The following is a 17,579-nucleotide window of genomic DNA, read 5'->3' on the forward strand; positions in this document are numbered from 1 at the left end:
GTCCGAACAACCCTACGTATGGGGCTGGTGACAACCGGCTACCTGCTGGTTCGTTGGTGGCGGGAGCCTCCCCTGTCACACGGCTCCCTTCCCTGTACCCCAAGGAGACCACCATGCTCGTACGAAAGGCCGCGCGTGTCCTCGTCAGCGTGCTGGGCCTGCTGTTGCCGCTGATCGCGGTGGCCGCGCCCAGCGCGTCGGCGCAGCCGCAGGCTCTGGTGCGCACGCTGTACTACGACGTGAGCCAGGCCCAGGAGTTCGTCGCGGACTGGGATCGTGCCGCGACGAACTGGAACAACTCGGTCAGCAACGTCAAGCTCGCCCGCCGGGCCACCGGCACGCCGGTCAACATCCGCATCCTGGCGGACAACGGCTGGCCGCGCGCCTACGTCACGTCCCTCGGCAACGGCACCGTCTACATGGGACGCCAGGCCGTGCAGCAGGGCTACTACCGGCCCCGGATCTCCACCCACGAGATCGGGCACATCCTCGGCCTGCCGGACCGGCGGACCGGGCTGTGCGCCGACCTGATGTCGGGCTCCAGCGCGCCGATCTCGTGCCGCAACGACCTGCCGAACGCGGCCGAGCGGGCCGAGGTCGAGCGCCGGTTCGCGGGCCAGTTCGCCGCGACCGACGTGCGTGCCGCCGGGTACGACGCGACCGTGCACACGCGCGCGGAGTGCTTCGTGTACTGACGCGTGACCGCCCGTGAGGTGGCGCGAGCCGCCTCACGGGCGCAGCGCGGACAACGCGCGCCTCAGCGCCGTCTCACGGGCACAGGGACCGTTGCTCCACGCCGGGGAAGGTCCGGTGCCAGCTCACGTCGTCGTCGTCCACGCCCGGCCACGCACAGGCCTCGCCCAACAGGCGCGCGTCGTCGAGGTCGAACCGCCACTGGGTGCCGGCGGGGTCGGAGACCGTCAACTCCCGCGACGCCGGGTGGTAGTGCGAGTAGTCCACGGCGGCGGGCAGACCCTCGATGGCCGCCACCTGTCGCGGTTCCCCCGGCGTGGCGATGTCCCACACCTGGACCAGCTCCGGTCGGCCGCCGATCGCCAACGCCGCGTTGTCCGCGGCGAAGTCCACCACCAGCTCGGACAGCGACAGGTCCGTCAGCCGGGCCCAGTGCCGGGGAGCCGACGGGTCGGCGACGTCGAGCACGTCGATGGTCTTGGCGGTCTCGTTGACCAGGGCCAGGAACCGGCCGTCCGGGCTGAACACCGCGCGGACCTGGCCCTGCTCGACCAGCATGGGGCCGGCGCGGGTCGGCGAGCCCCCCTCGTCCAGGTGCCAGAGCTCCACGTAGCGCTCGAAGTAGTCCTTGCTGAGGCTCACCGTCACCATGGCGCGGGCGTCACCGCGCAGCGCGACGCTCTCGACCCGCATACCGGGCAACGGCACCTCGCTGATCCGGCCGTCGTCGCCCTGCCGCCACATCGACGCGATCCCGTTGCCGGACAGCACGTTGGCCGGGTGGTCGAAGCGCCGGGGCTCGCGGCGCATGCCGACGCCGGCCAGCACCCGCCCCGAGTCGCTCATCGTCTGGACGATCGCGTGCTGGATGGTGTCGAGCCGCCTCGGCGCGCTCGGCTCGGCGATGGTCCAGACCTGGGTGGCGCCCTGGTCGTCGGTCAGCAGGAAGACGCCGCCGCTGCGGCTGATCATCGAGACCCGGCCCTCGGCGGGCACGTCGGCCAGGTGGCTCGCCGTGCCGCGCTCGACCTTCCACACCGACGACGACCGGGCCTCCGCGTCGGTGGAGATCGCGATGTCACCCGTCGGCGCCAACGACATCCACCGCCACGGTGGCCGGGCGGCCAGCGGCACGGCGTTCTTCACCGCCCACGCCACCCGCACCGCGTTGAGCGCCTCGGCCGTGGGCGACACCCGGTAGGCGGCCAGGGCGAGCCGGACCGCGTCGTCGGGTCGGTCCGGCAGCAGGCGCAGGGCGGCGTCGGCGGCACGCAGCGACAGGGCGCTGTTGCGTTGCTTGCCCGCGCTGTTCTCGGCGACCACGGCGTACACGGCGGTGCCGGCCAGCACCACCACGAGGCCGACGAGGAGCGCCACGTACTGCTTGAGCCTGCGGGTCCGCCTGCGTTCGACGGCGCGGCGGGAGTCTCGGCGGCGATCGAGGCGTCGAGGAAGTCGTGCTCGCGGCCGGTGAGCCACTCCCGCAGGCCGCGCGCCTGCTCCAGCCGGGCGCCCCGGTAGAGCGCGTCGGGGTCGCGGTCGTGCGCCTCCCACGTCTCGGTGGCGGCGGTCAGCTCGCGGTGCCGCCGCAGCACGTCCCGGTCGCTCGTGAGCCACTCCCGCAGCCGGGGCCACGCCCGGATCACCGCCTCGTGGGTGAGCTCGACCGCGTCGTCGTCGAGCGTGATCAGCCGGACCTGGGCCAGTCGGTCCAGCAGCGCCTGGTCGACGTCAAGCTCGTGCCGCCGCACCCTGCGGCGGGTGTCCTCGGTGCCCTCGCCCAGCGCGATGAGCCGCAGCAGCAACGACCGCGCGGCGCGTTGCCCGTCCGGGGTCAGCCCGCCGTAGACCTCCTCGGCGGTGCGGGCGATGGCGTGCTCGACCCCGCCCGCCTGCTCGTACCCGGCCAGCGACAGGGTCATGCCGCGCCGCCGCCGCCACGTCTCCACCAGCGCGTGGGACACCAGCGGCAGGGCGGACGCGCGGCCGGTCACGTCCGCGACCAGCCGGACCACCAGCGCCGTCTCGACCGTCGCGCCCGCCCTCGCCGCGGGCTCGGTGATCGCCCGCCGCAGCTCGTCCGGCGACATCGGCCCGACCAGCACCTGGTTGCCGTGCAGCGCGGCCGTCAGCTCCGGGTACGGGCCGCAGTGCCCGTAGAAGTCGGCGCGGACGCCGAGCACGACCCGCACCCGGCTGTTGTCCGCGTTCGCGGCGAAGGTCAGGGCCCGCACCAGCCAGTCGCGTTCTGCCGCGGCGCACTGGGTGAAGATCTCCTCGAACTGGTCCACCACCAGCAGGAGGTCCCGATCGGCCACGGCGCGGCGGATCCACAGGTGCAGGTTCTCCGTCGACGCCGCGAGGTCCGCCTTCACCGCCACCGGGGACTCGCCGGTCAGCCCGGCGAGCGCGACCGCGCACTCCTCCACCGGGTCGCGACCGGGCGTGATGATGACGACCGGGTCGTCGCTGCGGGCCGCCAGCCCGGCTCGCAGCAGGGACGACTTGCCCGAGCCGGACGCGCCGAACACGCCCGTGAACCGCCGCCTGCGCACCATGTCGACCAACGTCTCGGTGAGCGCCTCCCGACCGAAGTACCGATCGGCGTCGCTGGTCTGGAAACTGGCGAGGCCGACATAGGGAATTGCGCCCTGGTCCGGTTCCGGAACGTCCTCGGCGGCAATGGCGGACCACCGCGCGCGCCATTCGGCGACGTCACCGCCGCAGGCCCGGACGAACGCCAACGTCACGGCCAGGCTGGGCAGCTTGCGGCCCGCGGTCGCCGCGGACAGCGCGGCGGCCGAGTAGTTCGTGCGTCTGCCCAGCTCGCGGTAGGTCGGCCGGCCCGCTCTCTCGCGCAGCCGGCGCAGATCACTCGCGAACCGGAGCAGCGCCGTTTCCTCGGACGCCAATGGAGTTTCCTGACGCGGCACCGGTGCCCCCTTCGCCCCCGACCATTGTCCACACAACGGTGTTCAACACCCGAACCCGGACACTGAACAAACCAGGCCGCATAACGTCAACGGCAGGGCTTCGGGGGCACGTCGAATTCCACGCCGCCGGGCATTGTTCCGAATGCGGTTCCGCCGAGGGCGGGCGGAACCGCGTTCACGTCCGACGGTACGAGGCCTGGGGGACCACCTCCGATCACCGCCCGTTACGGGGTCCACCACCGCCGGATCCCGTCACGGGCGGCCTCGGGTCGCGGGTCAGCGGAGGCTGAGGGGGCGGAGGTCGGTCCAGTGCTCCTCCACGTACGCGACGCACGCCTCGCGCGTGTCGGGGCCGAACCTGGTGGTCCAGCCGGCCGGGACGTCGGCGAACGACGGCCACAGCGAGTGCTGGCCCTCGTCGTTCACCAGGACGTGGAAACGGCCCTCAGGGTCTTCGAACGGGTTGGTCACGGCTCGATCCTCCGGTCGGGTTCGGTCGTCGCGCGGTGCAGGTGGTTCAGCACGGCGTCGGCCAGGTGTTGGGCGGTGGCTGGGGTGAACAGGTCGGTGGCGTAGACGAGGTAGCACGGCACCGGGCCGTCGTCCTGCGGTTCGTAGAAGCTCACGGTCAGCTCGGCGGGTGTGGTGCCGGTCGGCACGGCCACCAGCGCGCCGGTGTCGCCTTCCAGCGTCGACAACACCGCCTTCTCGTGGTGGACGATCATGACCTGCGGTTCGACCGGCACCGGCACGTCGGCGTGGTCGAACGCGGCCAGGTCGGTGGCGCGGATGCGGGCCAGCAGCTCGGTGTAGCCGGGCCGACCGGCGGTGTCGGTGCGCAGCACGACCCGGTTGAAGAAGCAGCCGACCAGGTCGGCCAGCGCCTCCTCGGTCCGCCCGGCCACCATCGTGCCGATCGGGAGGTCCGTGCCATAGGGCGTGAGCGCGGCGGCCACGGCGGCCTGCACCACCATGAACATGCTGGTGCCGGTCCGGGTGGCGAGCCGGTCCACGGCCGCGTGCAGCTCCGCCGACAGCGTGAACGGGATCACGGCGGCGGGGTGGCGCCCGGACCGCCGCTCCCCCGAGTAGGGCAGGGCCAGCTCGGGCAGGTCACGCAGGGCGTCGCGCCAGAACGCGTGCTGCTCCTCCCCCACCGACTCCAGGACCTCCAGCGACCACAGCGTGTAGTCCGCGTAGGTCACCGGCAGATCGGTCCACTGTGGAGCCTCACCGCGCCGGCGGGCCGCGTAGGCGTGCTGGAGGTCGCGGAACAGCGGCACGACCGACCACTCGTCCACCGCGAGGTAGCTCATGGTCAGCAGCAGCGCCTGCGCGCCGGACGCGTCCACGACCAGCCTGGCGCGGACGGGCGGGTGGCCCGGTCGCACCGGTTCGGCCGCGAACGCGGGCAGCGCCTCGTCCAGCGCCACCACCGGCTCCACCGCCAGCGGCGGCACGGGGACGGCGCGCTGCACCTCACCGTCCAACACCGTGCGCAACGGCTCGTGGCGACCCACGACGTCGGCGTAGGCGGCGATCAGGGCGGGCACGTCGAACGGCGTCCGCGCGCGCAACGCCAACGCGTGGTCCCACGACGACTCACGCCCCCGCTGCACGGGCGCGAGCGGCAGGTCCACCGGCCGGTCGAACCGGCGCAGCCGGGGTCGGGCCGACGTGGCGCCGGTCAGCCGCCCGGCCAGCCCCGCGACGGTGGGCGAGTCGAACACGTCGCGCAACGCGATGTCGACGCCGAACACCGACCGGATCCGGCCGACCAGCCGCATGGAGGCCATCGAGTGGCCGCCGAGGGTGAAGAAGTTGTCGTGGATGCCCGGTGACACGCCCAGCAGCTCGGCGAACAGCTCCGCGATCGCCTTCTGCTCCGGCGTCACCGGCCGGTCGTCGCCGGTCAGCGCCGACCAGTCCGGCTGCGGCAGGGCACGGCGGTCGAGCTTGCCGTTCGGCGTCAACGGCAGCGGGCCGTCGAGGAAGAGCACAGTGGCGGGGACCATGTACTCGGGGAGCCGTTCGGCGACGAACGCCCGCAGGTCGTCCTCGGTCGAGCCGACGACGTACCCGACGAGCCTGGTCACGTCACCCGTGCGGTCGGCGACGACGGCGGACTGCGCCACGTCCGGGTGCCGGGCCAGGGCGGCTTCGATCTCGCCGAGCTCGATCCGGTAGCCGCGGATCTTGACCTGGGTGTCGACGCGGCCGAGGAAGTCCAGGTTGCCGTCGGCCCGCCAGCGCGCCCGGTCGCCCGTGCGGTACATGCGGGAGCCCGCCGAGGAGTCGGACGCGGCACTGAACGGGTTGGCGACGAACCGGGACGCGGTCAGCGCGGCCTGGCCGATGTACCCGCGCGCCAGGCCGCGACCGGACACGTACAGCTCGCCGACCACGCCCGGCGGCACCGGTCGCAGCCGGTCGTCCAGCACGTAGACGGTGGTGTTGGGGTCGGGGACGCCGATCGGCACGGCCGAGTCCCACCCCGGCACGGCCCTCCACAGCGTGGAGTTGACCGTGGCCTCGGTGAGGCCGTAGGCGGCGAGCAGGTTGAGCCGCCCGGCCCAGCGGCCGATCACGTCCGGTGGCACGGTCTCGGTGCCGACCAGGATGGTGGAGCCCTCGGGCAGCTCGCAGTCGGCGGGCAGCGCCGACACCAGCGACGGCGGCAGGATCATGTGCGTGATCCGCCGGTCGCGCAGGAAGTCGGTCAGCTCCGGGCCGGCGACGCGCACCTCGTCCGGGGCGAACACCAGCCGGCCGCCCACGCACAGCGCCATGGTCAGCTCGAACACCGCCACGTCGAAGCCGACCGAGGCGAACTGGAGCACCCGGCTGTCGGCGGTCAGCCCCATCCGGTCGATGGCGGTCGCGGCGAGGCTGGCGATGCCCTCGTGCGGCACCACCACGCCCTTGGGCCGACCGGTCGAGCCCGACGTGTAGATCACGTACATCGCCGAGTCCAACGACAACGGTCCACTGTATGCAGTCTGCAACATCCGATCGTCGGCATCATCGCCCATCGGTCGATTGTCCACAGTCGACACACGACCGAATTCTGCGGACAGTTCCTCGCATACGGAATCCGAGTCGAGGACCACGATCTCGGCGACGTCGGGAACGGGCGCGGTCCGGGTGGTGACCACCAGCTTGGCGGCGGAATCCTGGATCATGTATGCGATCCGGTCGGCCGGGTGCGAGAGGTCCAGCGGCAGGTAGGCCGCGCCGAGCTTGAGCACCGCCAGCACGGTGGCGACCATGTCCGCCGACTTGGGCACCGCGATGCCCACCACCGACTCGTGGCCGACACCGCGTGCCGCGAGCAGCCGCGCGATCCGGTCCGACCGCGCGTCCAGCCACGCGTAGCTGACCGAACGATTGCGGTCGACCACCGCGACCGCGTCCGGCTTCTCGGCCACGCACCGGGCGAACATCGTCGTGAACGTCTCCTCCGGCACCTCGCGCCAGGTCCGGTTGAACTCGTCCACCACGCGCCGGCGCTCGTCGGGCGCCAGCAGGTCCACCGCGCTCACCGGCGCGGACGGCGCGGCCAGCACGGCGTGCACCAACGCGGTCAGCCGCGCGCCGAGCCGCTCGACGGTCACCCGGTCGAACAGGTCGGTCGCGTACTCCAGCCGGCACACCACCGGCCCGTCGACCACCTCGGTGAAGCTGAACACCAGGTCGAACTTCGCCGTCGTGGTCTCATGGCCGACCCACGTCACCGGCAGCCCGTCGAACGAGCCCGCCTCGCGTCCCCGGCTGTGGTAGCCGACCATCACCTGGAACAACGGGTTGCGCGCCGCCGACCGGACCGGGTTGAGCCGGTCCACCACCGCCTCGAACGGCACGTCCTGGTGCGAGAACGCGGCCAGCGACGTCTCCTTCACCCGCCCGACCAGCTCGGTGAAGCTCGGGTCGCCGGACAGGTCGGCCCGCAGCACGAGGGTGTTGACGAAGAACCCGACCAGGTCGTCCAACGCCTCGTCCGTGCGACCCGCGATCGGCGCGCCGAGCGGGATGTCGTCGCCCGCGCCCAACCGACCCAGCAGGGCGGCCACGGCGGCCTGCAACACCATGAACATCGACGCGCCGGACGTCTGCGCCAGCGCCCGCAGCCCGTCGGTCAGACCGGCGTCGAGCACGACCTCCAGGTCCGCGCCCTGGAACGTCGGCCGTCCCGGACGGGGCCGGTCCACCGGTAGTTCCAGTTCTTCCGGAGCACCGGCCAAGGCCCGCGCCCAGAAGTCCAACTGCTCCTCGCCGACGACGTCGAGCACGTCGCGCTGCCACACCGTGTAGTCCGCGTACTGCACCGGCAGCGGCTCCCACCGCGGAGCCCCACCGCCGCGTCGTGCCCGGTACGCCTCCGCGAGGTCGCGCAGGAACGGCCGGTCGGACCACTCGTCGGTGGTGATGTGGTGCAGCAGGATGACGACGAGGTGCTCGTCGTCCCGCAGCGACGCGATCGTCACCCGCAGCGGCAGCTCGGTGCGCAGGTCGAACGGCCGGTCGACCTCCTCGCGCACGATGCCGGGCACGTCGTCCTCACGAGCCGAACGCACCACCACCACGGGCGTGACGTCGCTCAGCACCCGCTGGAACGGGGTGCCCTCGTGCTCGCCGAACACCGTCCGCAGCGCCTCGTGCCGCTCCACCACGTCACCGACGGCCGCCGTGAACGCGTCCACGTCCAACGCGCCGGCGAGCTTGAACACCAACGGGAAGTTGTAGGCGGCGGACGTGCCCTCCATCTGCTGGATGAGCCACAACCGCTGCTGCGCCGACGACAACGGCAGCTCCGCGGGCCTCTCCACCGGCACCAGCGCCGGTCGCACCACCCCGCCACCGGCCCGCAACGCCAGCTCGGCCACGGTCGGCGCGTCGAACAGGTCGCGGATCGCGAGTTCCGCCCCCAACGCCGACCGGGCCCGGCTGATCAGCCGGGTGGCGAGCAGCGAGTGGCCGCCGAGGTCGAAGAAGTTGTCGTCCACGCCTACCGACGGCACGCCCAGCACGTCGGCGAACAGCCCGCACAGCACTTCCTCTTCACGGGTAGCGGCGGCACGGGACGACGCCGCGCTCGTCACCACGGGCTTGGGCAGGGCGCGCACGTCGAGCTTGCCGTTGACGGTCAGCGGCAGCGCGTCCACCGGCATGATGGCGGCGGGCACCATGTAGTCGGGCAGAACGGACTTGAGGCCGTCGCGCAGCACCGCCGGGTCGACGCCGGACACCACGTACCCGATGAGCCGCTTCACCCCGCCCGGACCGGCGTCCACGACGACCGCCGCGTGCGTCACGCCGGGCCGGGCCGCGAGCGCGGACTCGACCTCGCCCAGCTCGACCCGGTAGCCGCGGATCTTGACCTGGTCGTCGGTGCGGCCGAGGAAGTCGAGGTTGCCGGCCGAAGACCTGCCCGCGGGGTCGAGCGAGGACGCGGTGCGCGCCCGCACCAGGTCACCCGTGCGGTACATGCGGGTTCCGGGCGGGCCGTACGGGTCGGCGACGAACCGCTCGGCGGTCAGGCCGAACCGGTCGTGGTAGCCGCGGGCCAGGCCGACGCCCGCGATGTAGAGCTCGCCGGGCGAGCCGGGCGGCACCGGCCGCAGGCGGGAGTCCAGCACGTACGCCCGGGTGTTCCGGATGGCCTTGCCTACGGTCGCGGTCTCACTGTCCTCTGTAGACGCACCGAGCGTGTTGATGGTGTACTCCGTCGGGCCGTACAGGTTGTAGCCGTACGTCCCGGGCGTCTCGCGCAGCCGCTGCCAGACCGATTCCGGCACCGCCTCGCCACCCAGCAGCACCAGCGCGGGCACGTGGCCCGCCAGCAAGCCCTCCTCGATGAGCAGCTGCGCGTAGGTCGGCGTCACGTTGACCACGTCGATTTGGTGCTCGTCGCAGTACGCCACGAGGGCCGCCGCGTCACGGCGCAGCTCCTCGTCGCACACGTGCACCTCGTGGCCCTCGACCAGCCACAGCAGCTCTTCCCACGACATGTCGAACGCGAACGAGACGGTGTGCGCGATGCGCAGCCGCCGACCGCCCGCCGCCGCGATGGCGGGCGCGAAGATCGCCTCCTGGTGGTTGAGCTGCATGTTCGTCAGGCCGCGGTACGGCGTGACAACGCCCTTGGGCCGCCCGGTCGAGCCGGAGGTGTAGATCACGTACGCCGGGTGCTCCAGCGAGAACCGGGGCCACTCCACGACCTCCGGCACGTCCCCGAAATCGAGGTCGTCCAGGCACAGCGCGTCCGGCACCAACCCGACCGCCGTGGTCGACAGCACGCACAGCGGCCGGGTGTCCTCGATCATCAGCAGCAGCCGGTCGGCCGGGTGGTCGAGGTCCAGCGGCAGGTAGGCGGCGCCGGTGCGCAGCACCGCGAACAACGCCACCACCATGTCGGTGGTGCGCGGCAACGCCAGCGCGACCACCCGTTCCGGTCCCGCGCCGCGGCCGATCAGCAGCCGGGCCAGGGTGTCGACGCGGTCCTGCAACTGCGCGTAGGTGAGCCGCTGGTCGCCGAACACCAGCGCCGTCGCGTCCGGTGTCCGGCGGGCCTGGGCGGCGAGCATGTCGGCGATGGTGTCCTCGACCATCGGGTGCGCGCCGGCGTCCCACTCGGCCGCCAACGCCCGCCGCTCGTGCTCGGGCAGCACGTCGAGCGTGCCGACCAGCGCGTCCGGGGCGTCGACCAGGCGTTGCAGCACGGTGGTGTAGCGGGTGAGCAGCGCTCGCGCGGCGTCGGCGGCGAAGACGTCCGGGCGGGAGGCCAGCGTGACGCGGGTCCGCGTGCCCGGCGTGATGATGAGCGTGAGCGGGAAGTGCGTGCCGTCCACGTTGGACACGTCGAGCACGCCGTGCCGCTCGGCCAGCTCGCCCTGGCGGTCGTCGCCGTCGCCGGTGCGCAGCACGAACAACGTGTCGAACAGCTGCCGGTGCCCGGCCTCCTGCTGGATCTCGCCCAGGCCGACGTGCTCGTAGGACATGAGCGCGGTCCGCTCGGCCTGGATGCGGCGCAGCAGCTCCAGCACGGTCTCGCGGGGGTTCAGCGCGATCCGGGTGGGGATGGTGTTGAGGAACATGCCGATGACGTGCTCGACGCCGTCGACCTCGACCGGGCGGCCCGCGACGGCGGTGCCGAACACCACGTCGTCCCGGCCGACCTGGCTCGCCAGCACCCTCGCCCACGCGGCGTTGAACACGGCGTTGGCGGTCAGGCCGTGCCGCCGGGCCTGCGCCCGGACGCGGTCGGTGAGCTCCTCGGTCAGCTCCTCGTGGAACTCGGCCGGGATCACCGGCTCGCGGGACCGGTCCACGGGCGCGACCAGGGTCGGCTCGCGCAGGCCGGACAGCGCGGTGCGCCACGCCCGCCGCGCGGCGTCGTGGTCCTGCCGCGCCAGCCACGCCAGGTAGTCGCGGTAGGAGCCGGGCGGCGGCAGCTCGGCGTCGACGTCGCGGTACAGCTCCAGCAGCTGCTCCAGGAACAGCCACGCCGACCAGCCGTCCCACAGGATCAGGTGGTGGGTGATGACGAGCCGGTCGCGGCCGTCGGGCAGCCGCAGCACCAGGAACCGGCACAGCGGCGGCGCGGCCAGGTCGAACCGCTCGCGCCGGTCGGCGGCCAGCAGCGCCGGCACGTCGGCGTCCCGCGCCTCGACCACGCGCAGCGGGACCTCCGGGCCGGGCGCGATGAACTGCACCGGTGCCGGCACGCCGTCGCTGGTGAACCCGGCCCGCAGGCTCGGGTTGCGCGCCAGCAGGGCGGCGCCCGCGCGGCGCAGCCGGTCGACGTCCAGCCGGCCGGCGAAGTCCATGGTCTCCTGGGAGAGGTAGACGTCCAGCGCGCCGGTGTCGTAGCTGGAGTGGAAGTACAGGCCCTCCTGCAACGGCGAGAGCGGCCAGACGTCCTCCGCGTCGGGCAGGGCGCGGCGCTGCTCGTCGGTCAGCACGAGCAGCGGGGCGTCGTCGGCGGTGCCGGTGACGGTCTCGACGGCGGCGAGCGCGGCGACCGTGCGGTGCTCGAACACGTCACGCGGGCTGATCTCGACGCCGAGCCGGCGGGCCCGGCTGGACACCGCGATGGAGGTGATGCTGTCGCCGCCGAGCACGAAGAAGTCGTCGTCGACGCCGAGCTCGGTCACGCCGAGGACGTCGGCGAACACGTCGGCCAGCAGGCGTTCCCGCTCGGTTCCCGGTGCCCGGCGCACGGTCTTGGCCGGGGTGGGCGAGGGCAGCGCGTTCTGGTCGAGCTTGCCGCTGGGGGTGAGCGGGAAGTCCGGCAGCGCCACGATCGCGTGCGGCACCATCGCGGCGGGCAGCGCGTCGGCGATCCCGGCACGCACCGCGTCCGGGTCGACGTCGGCCGGTGTCACGTACGCCAGGAGCTGGTTGTCGCGGGCGATCACCGCGGCCCGTGCCACGCCGGGCAGCTTGACCAGCGCGGACTCGACCTCGCCCAGCTCGATCCGGTTGCCGCGCACCTTGACCTGCCGGTCGGTGCGGCCCAGGTAGACGAGCACGCCGTCGGGGCGGCGCACCACCAGGTCGCCCGTGCGGTACATGCGTTCGCCGGGAGCGCCGAACGGGTCGGCCACGAACCGCTCTGCGGTGAGCCCGAACCGGCCGTGGTAGCCGAGGGCGAGCTGCACGCCCGCCAGGTACAGCTCGCCCGGCACACCGGTCGGGACGGGCCGCAGGAACGGGTCCAGCACGTGCAGCCGGGTGTTCCAGACCGGGCGGCCGATGGGCACGGCCGGGTCGGGCGCGCCGTCGCAGGCGAAGTACGTGACGTCGACGGCGGCCTCGGTGGGTCCGTAGAGGTTGTGCAGCGGCACGGCGGTCAGCTCCAGCCACCGACCGGCCACCTCGCCGGTCAGCGCCTCGCCGCTGCTGAACACCCGGCGCAGGCTCGCCGACCACGTCGGGTCCTCGCACACCTCGGGCACGCCGAGGAACGCGGCCAGCATCGACGGCACGAAGTGCAGCGTGGTGACGCGTTCGCGGCGGATCAGGTCGGCCAGGTAGGCCGGGTCGCGGTGGCCGTCCGGCTTGGCGAGCACGACGGCCGCGCCTTCGCACAGCGCCCAGAAGAACTCCCACACCGACACGTCGAAGCTCGACGGTGTCTTCTGCAGCACGCGGTCGTCGGCGGTGAGGCCGTACTCGTGCTGCATCCACGCCAGCCGGTTGACGATCGCGCGGTGCGTGACCACGACGCCCTTGGGCCGGCCGGTCGAGCCGGAGGTGTAGATCAGGTAGGCGGGCCGGTCCGGTCGCGCGGTGGGCAGCTCGACGTCCGGCGCGGTGTCGTCCAGGCAGTCCTGCGGCCGGACCACGGTGGTCGCGCCGGAGTCGGCCAGCATGAACTCGACGCGCTCGGCCGGGTAGTCCAGGTCGAGCGGCAGGTAGGCGGCACCGGACTTGAGCACGCCCAGCAGCGCCACCATCAGCTCGGCGGACCGCGGCACGGCGACGCCGACGACGTCACCGGCGTCCGCCGCCCGCAGCCTGCGCGCCAGCGCGGTGGAGCGCCGGTCCAGTTCCGCGTAGGTGAGGGTGACGTCGTCGTAGACCACCGCGACGGCGTCCGGGGTGCGGGCCGTCCGGTCGGCGATCCGGCTCACCAGCGTGCCTTCCGGCACGTCGGCGGTGGTGGCGTTCAGCTCGGCGAACCACTCGGTCTCGCGCGCGGAGACCAGGTCGAGGCTCGCCACCGGCCGGTCGGGGGTGGTGGCGAACGCGGACAGCAGCCGCACCAGCCGTTCGGCGACCGAGGCCACCTCGGCGTCGGGGAGGCGGTGCTTGAGGCGCAGTTCGAGGCGCTCGCCGGGCAGCGCGACCAGGGCCAGCGGGTAGTGCAGCTGGTCGCGGATCTCGACGTCGTCCACCAGGTCGGGGAAGTTCTCGACCACCACGAGGGTGTCGAACAGCTCGCCGTGCCCGGTGACGCGCTGGATCTCGGCCAGCCCGAGGTGCTGGTGGTCCAGCAGCCGCGCCTGCTCGTCCTGGAGGTGCGCGAAGACGGTGGCGAGGCTGTCCGCGCCGCGCCACCGCTGCCGGACCGGCACGGTGTTGATGAACAGGCCGACCGCGTTCTCGATCCCCGGCACCTCGGCCGGCCGCCCGGCCACCGTGGTGCCGTAGACGACGTCGGCCCGCCCGGTGAGCCCGCCGAGCAGCAGCCCCCACGCGCCGTGCAGGACGGTGCTGAGCGTCAGACCGCGCCGACGCGCCTCGCGGACCAGCGCCGCGCTCAACGCCGCGGGCAGCCGCACCCGGTGCTGACCGTGCCGCGGCGAGACCTCGAACTCCGCCGACGGCAGCGCTTCGCGCGCGTCCCCGCCAAGGGGACCCCTGCTTTTATCCTGCCGGCCGGCACCGACGGTTCCGGGCGGAGCGAGGGCGGTTGTGGACAACCCCGCGATCCGGGTCGGCTCGTCCACATCGGACAGCGCCGCGCGCCACGCCTCGTGCGCCGCGTCCCGGTCCCGGCCCGCCAGCCACGCGAAGTAGCGCCGGTGGTCGACCGGTTCCACCCGGCCGCCCACCAGCTCCCGCCGCAGCAGGCCGACCGACCACCCGTCCAGCAGGATGTGGTGCAACGTCAGCACCAGCCGGTCGCGGTGCCGGGCGGCGCGCATCAGCGGCGGCCGGTACAGGTCGAAGCCCTCGGCCCGTTCGGCCGCCAGCACGTCCTCGACGTCGTCGGAAGCCGGGTACTCGCGCCACGGCACCGTCAGCGCCGAGGCGATCACCTGCTCCACGCGTCCCCGGTCGGTCTGCCGGAAACCGGCCCGCAGCAACGGGTGCCGGTCGAGCAGGCCCTGCACGGCCTCCCGGCCGACGTCCAGCGCCAGCACCTCCTGCACCACGTAGGAGTCGTCGGCGTCGTACTGGGCGTGGAAGAAGAACCCCTCCTGCAACGGCGACACCGGCAGCACGTCCGACGAGAACGCGCTCAGCTCGACCTCGCGGACCTCGGCGACCCGGGCGACGCGGGCCAACCCGGCCACGGTCCGGTGCTCGAACACCTCGCGCGGCGTGATCTCCAGACCCGCGTCCCGGGCCCGCGACACCAGCTGCATGGTGACGATGCTGTCGCCGCCCAGCTCGAAGAAGTTGTCGTGGATGCCCGGCGTCAGCCCCAGCACCGCCGCCACCAGGTCGACCAACGCCTGCTCGACGGGATTGGTGGCCGGCGCGTCACCGCCCAGCGCGGTCCAGTCCGGCGCCGGCAGCGCCGCGCGGTCGAGCTTGCCGTTGGGCGTCAACGGCAACGGCCCGGCCATCGGCACGACGACCGACGGCACCATGTACTCCGGCAGCACGCCCGCGACGTGCTCCCGCGCGTCCGCCGGCGACGCCGAGCCGACCACGTACGCGACGAGCCGCTTGACCCGCCGGTGGTCCTCCCGCACCAGCACGGCGGCCTGCGCGATGTCCGGGTGCGCCATGAGCACGCTCTCGACCTCGCCCGGCTCGATCCGGAACCCGCGGATCTTCACCTGGCCGTCGGACCGGCCCAGGAAGTCGATGGTGCCGTCGGCGCGCCACCGGGCGCGGTCGCCCGTGCGGTACATGCGGGCGCCGGGCAGGCCGAACGGGTCGGCCACGAACCGCGACGCGGTCAACGCCGACTGTCCCAGGTAGCCGCGCGCGAGCCCGCGCCCGCCGACGTACAGCTCGCCCTCCACGCCCACCGGCACCGGTCGCAGCGCCGAGTCGAGGACGTAGCAGCGGGTGTTCGGGTCGGGCACGCCGATCGGCACCGGGCCTGTCCAGTCCGGCCGGGCGGCCCACAGCGTCGAGTTCACCGTGGCCTCGGTGAGGCCGTACGCGGCGACCACGCGCAACCGCCGGGCCCACCGCGCGATCAGCTCGGTCGGCACGGTCTCGGTGCCGACGACCAGCACCGCGCCCTCGGGCAGCTCGCACTCCGGCGGCAGCGCGGCGACCAGCGACGGCGGCAGGATCATGTGCGTCGCCTCGTGCGCGGCGATGTAGGAGGTCAACGCCTCGCCCGCGACCCGCCGGTGCGACGGCACGACGATCGCCGTGCCGCCGACGCCCAACGACATGCACAGGTCCCAGACGGCCACGTCGAACCCGACCGACGCGAACTGCACGACCCGGCTGTCCGGGGTGACGCCGATCCGGTCCAGCGCGGTGGCGATGAGGCTGCCGATGCCCTCGTGCGTGACCACCACGCCCTTGGGCCGCCCGGTCGAGCCGGACGTGTAGATCACGTACGCGGCCTGGTCCAGCGCGATGGGCAGGCCCAGGTCGGACCCGTCGGTGGGCAGCTCGACCCGGGTCTCCGGCGTGACGACCAGCTTCGCGCCCGCGTCGGCGATCATGTGGTCGACGCGGTCGCGCGGGTGGTCGAGGTCCAGCGGCAGGTAGGCCGCGCCCGCCTTCATCACCGCGAGCAGCGTCACGACGAGGTCGGCCGACCGCGGCAGGGCCACGCCCACCACGTCCTCCGCCCGCACGCCGGCGGCGACGAGCGCACGGGCGAGCCGGTTGGCGGCGGTGTTCAGCTCGGCGTAGGTCAACCGGACGTCCTCGCACACGACCGCGAGGGCGTCCGGGCGCAGCGCGGCCTGGCGTTCGACCGCGCCGGGCCACGTCACCTCGTCGACCTCGCGCGGCGACGTGCCGAACTCCAGCAGTTGCGCGCGTTCGGCGTCGTCGACCAGGTCGATCAGGGCCACCGGCTGGTCTGGGTCGGCGTCGAGCACGCGCAGGAACCGGCGTTGGTGGTCGGCCAGCTCCTCCGGCGTGCAGACGGCGGCGTTCGCCTCGAACGTGACGACGAGCCGGCCGTCGGCGCGCTGGAGGAACGACGTGGTGAGGTCGTTGACCGGGCCCAGCGACAGCATGTGGAACGCCGGGTCGAGGTCGGCGAACCCCATCTCCCGGCCGAAGCCGAGGTAGTTGACCGTGGGACCGACCAGCTCCGGGATGCCGTCGCGCAGGCCGAGTTCGCGGGCCAGGTCCTCGCCCCGGTAGGCGCTGTGCGGGATGACCTCGCGGATCTCCCGGTCGACGTCGGCGATCAGGCCGGTGATGGTGCTGTCCGGCCGCACGGTGACGCGCAGCGGCAGCACGGTGGACGCCATGCCGGGCGTGACGCGGCTGACGTCATCCCGCCGACCGGTCACCGGCATGGCCAGCACCAGGTCGGACGCGCCGGTCACGCGGTGGGTGTAGGTGGCGACGGCGGCGATGACCTGCCGTGAGGTCAACGGGTTCGGCAGTTCGACGGTGCGGCGGATGACCTCGCGCACCTGCCCGGTCGCCCGCGGCACGAGCCGCACCGGTTCGGGGTGGTCGGCCATCTTCGCGTGCCAGAACGCCCGGTCCCGTTCGCGCGCGGGCGAGTCGCGGTAGGCGAGGTCGGCGTCGACCAGCGCTTGCACGGGCTTGGGGCGGTGGTCGCCGGCGGCGGCGTACAGCTCGCCGGCGCGGCGGGTGATCAGCACGCAGCCGTAGGCGTCGACCACGAGGTGGTGGTAGCGCTGGTACCAGAGCACGTGGTCGTCGGCGATGCGCAGGAGCGCGTGGTGGAACAGCGGGCCGGCGGCGATGTCGGTCAACCGGGCCATGTCGTCGTCCATCCACGCCCGCGCGTCGGCGAGCGAGTCGAACGACAGCAGCGTCACGTCGGTGGTCGGCGGCGCCGGCACCTGGCCCTCGTCGGTGAACCGGACGTGCAGCGCGCCGGTCTCCCCGATGGTCCGGCGGACGGCCGCCTCCAGCCGGTCGTGGTCGACCGGGCCGCGCAGTTCCAGGTACCAGGCGACGTTGTAGACGGGGTTGTCGGGCTCCAGCTGCTGTGCCAACCAGACACCCGTCTGAGCACCGGTCAAGGGCAGCACCATGGTCGACCTTCCATTTCTTCCCGACTTCCCCGCACACACCGCGGGTGGGGGCGCACGA

General features: G+C 73.2%; 4 protein-coding genes. 1 reads left to right on the top strand and 3 read right to left on the bottom strand.

Annotation, left to right across the window (positions count from 1 at the left end; genetic code table 11):
* Window positions 1-113: 113 nt before the first annotated feature.
* On the top strand, window positions 114-695 hold the full coding sequence (locus ACYVLT_RS35875) for a snapalysin family zinc-dependent metalloprotease (RefSeq protein ID WP_461124609.1): 582 nt from the start codon (window positions 114-116) through the stop codon (window positions 693-695).
* 1,140 nt (window positions 696-1,835) lie between these two features.
* On the opposite strand, the gene ACYVLT_RS35880 is transcribed toward ACYVLT_RS35875, so the two are convergent.
* The 3 genes from ACYVLT_RS35880 to ACYVLT_RS35890 all read right to left on the bottom strand — a co-directional run bounded on the left by ACYVLT_RS35880 (window position 1,836) and on the right by ACYVLT_RS35890 (window position 17,521).
* A complete protein-coding gene (locus ACYVLT_RS35880; protein WP_461124610.1) occupies window positions 1,836-3,605 on the bottom strand; it encodes an nSTAND1 domain-containing NTPase in 1,770 nt (589 codons plus the stop codon).
* Between the two features lie 297 nt (window positions 3,606-3,902).
* Complete coding sequence (locus ACYVLT_RS35885) at window positions 3,903-4,097, bottom strand: MbtH family protein (RefSeq protein WP_360450460.1); 195 nt, start codon at window positions 4,095-4,097, stop codon at window positions 3,903-3,905.
* Window positions 4,094-17,521 (bottom strand): amino acid adenylation domain-containing protein, encoded by a 13,428-nt coding sequence (locus tag ACYVLT_RS35890; protein ID WP_461124611.1) that lies wholly within the window; start codon window positions 17,519-17,521, stop codon window positions 4,094-4,096. Before ACYVLT_RS35890 ends, ACYVLT_RS35885 begins: the two co-directional genes overlap by 4 nt.
* Window positions 17,522-17,579: the final 58 nt, after the last annotated feature.

It is taken from the genome of Saccharothrix stipae, from assembly GCF_054781895.1.

Coding starts and splice junctions, on each gene's coding strand:
- ACYVLT_RS35890 (WP_461124611.1), bottom strand. CDS start 17,521: ATGGTGCTGCCCTTGACCGGTGCTCAGACGGGTGTCTGGTTGGCACAG.
- ACYVLT_RS35875 (WP_461124609.1), top strand. CDS start 114: ATGCTCGTACGAAAGGCCGCGCGTGTCCTCGTCAGCGTGCTGGGCCTG.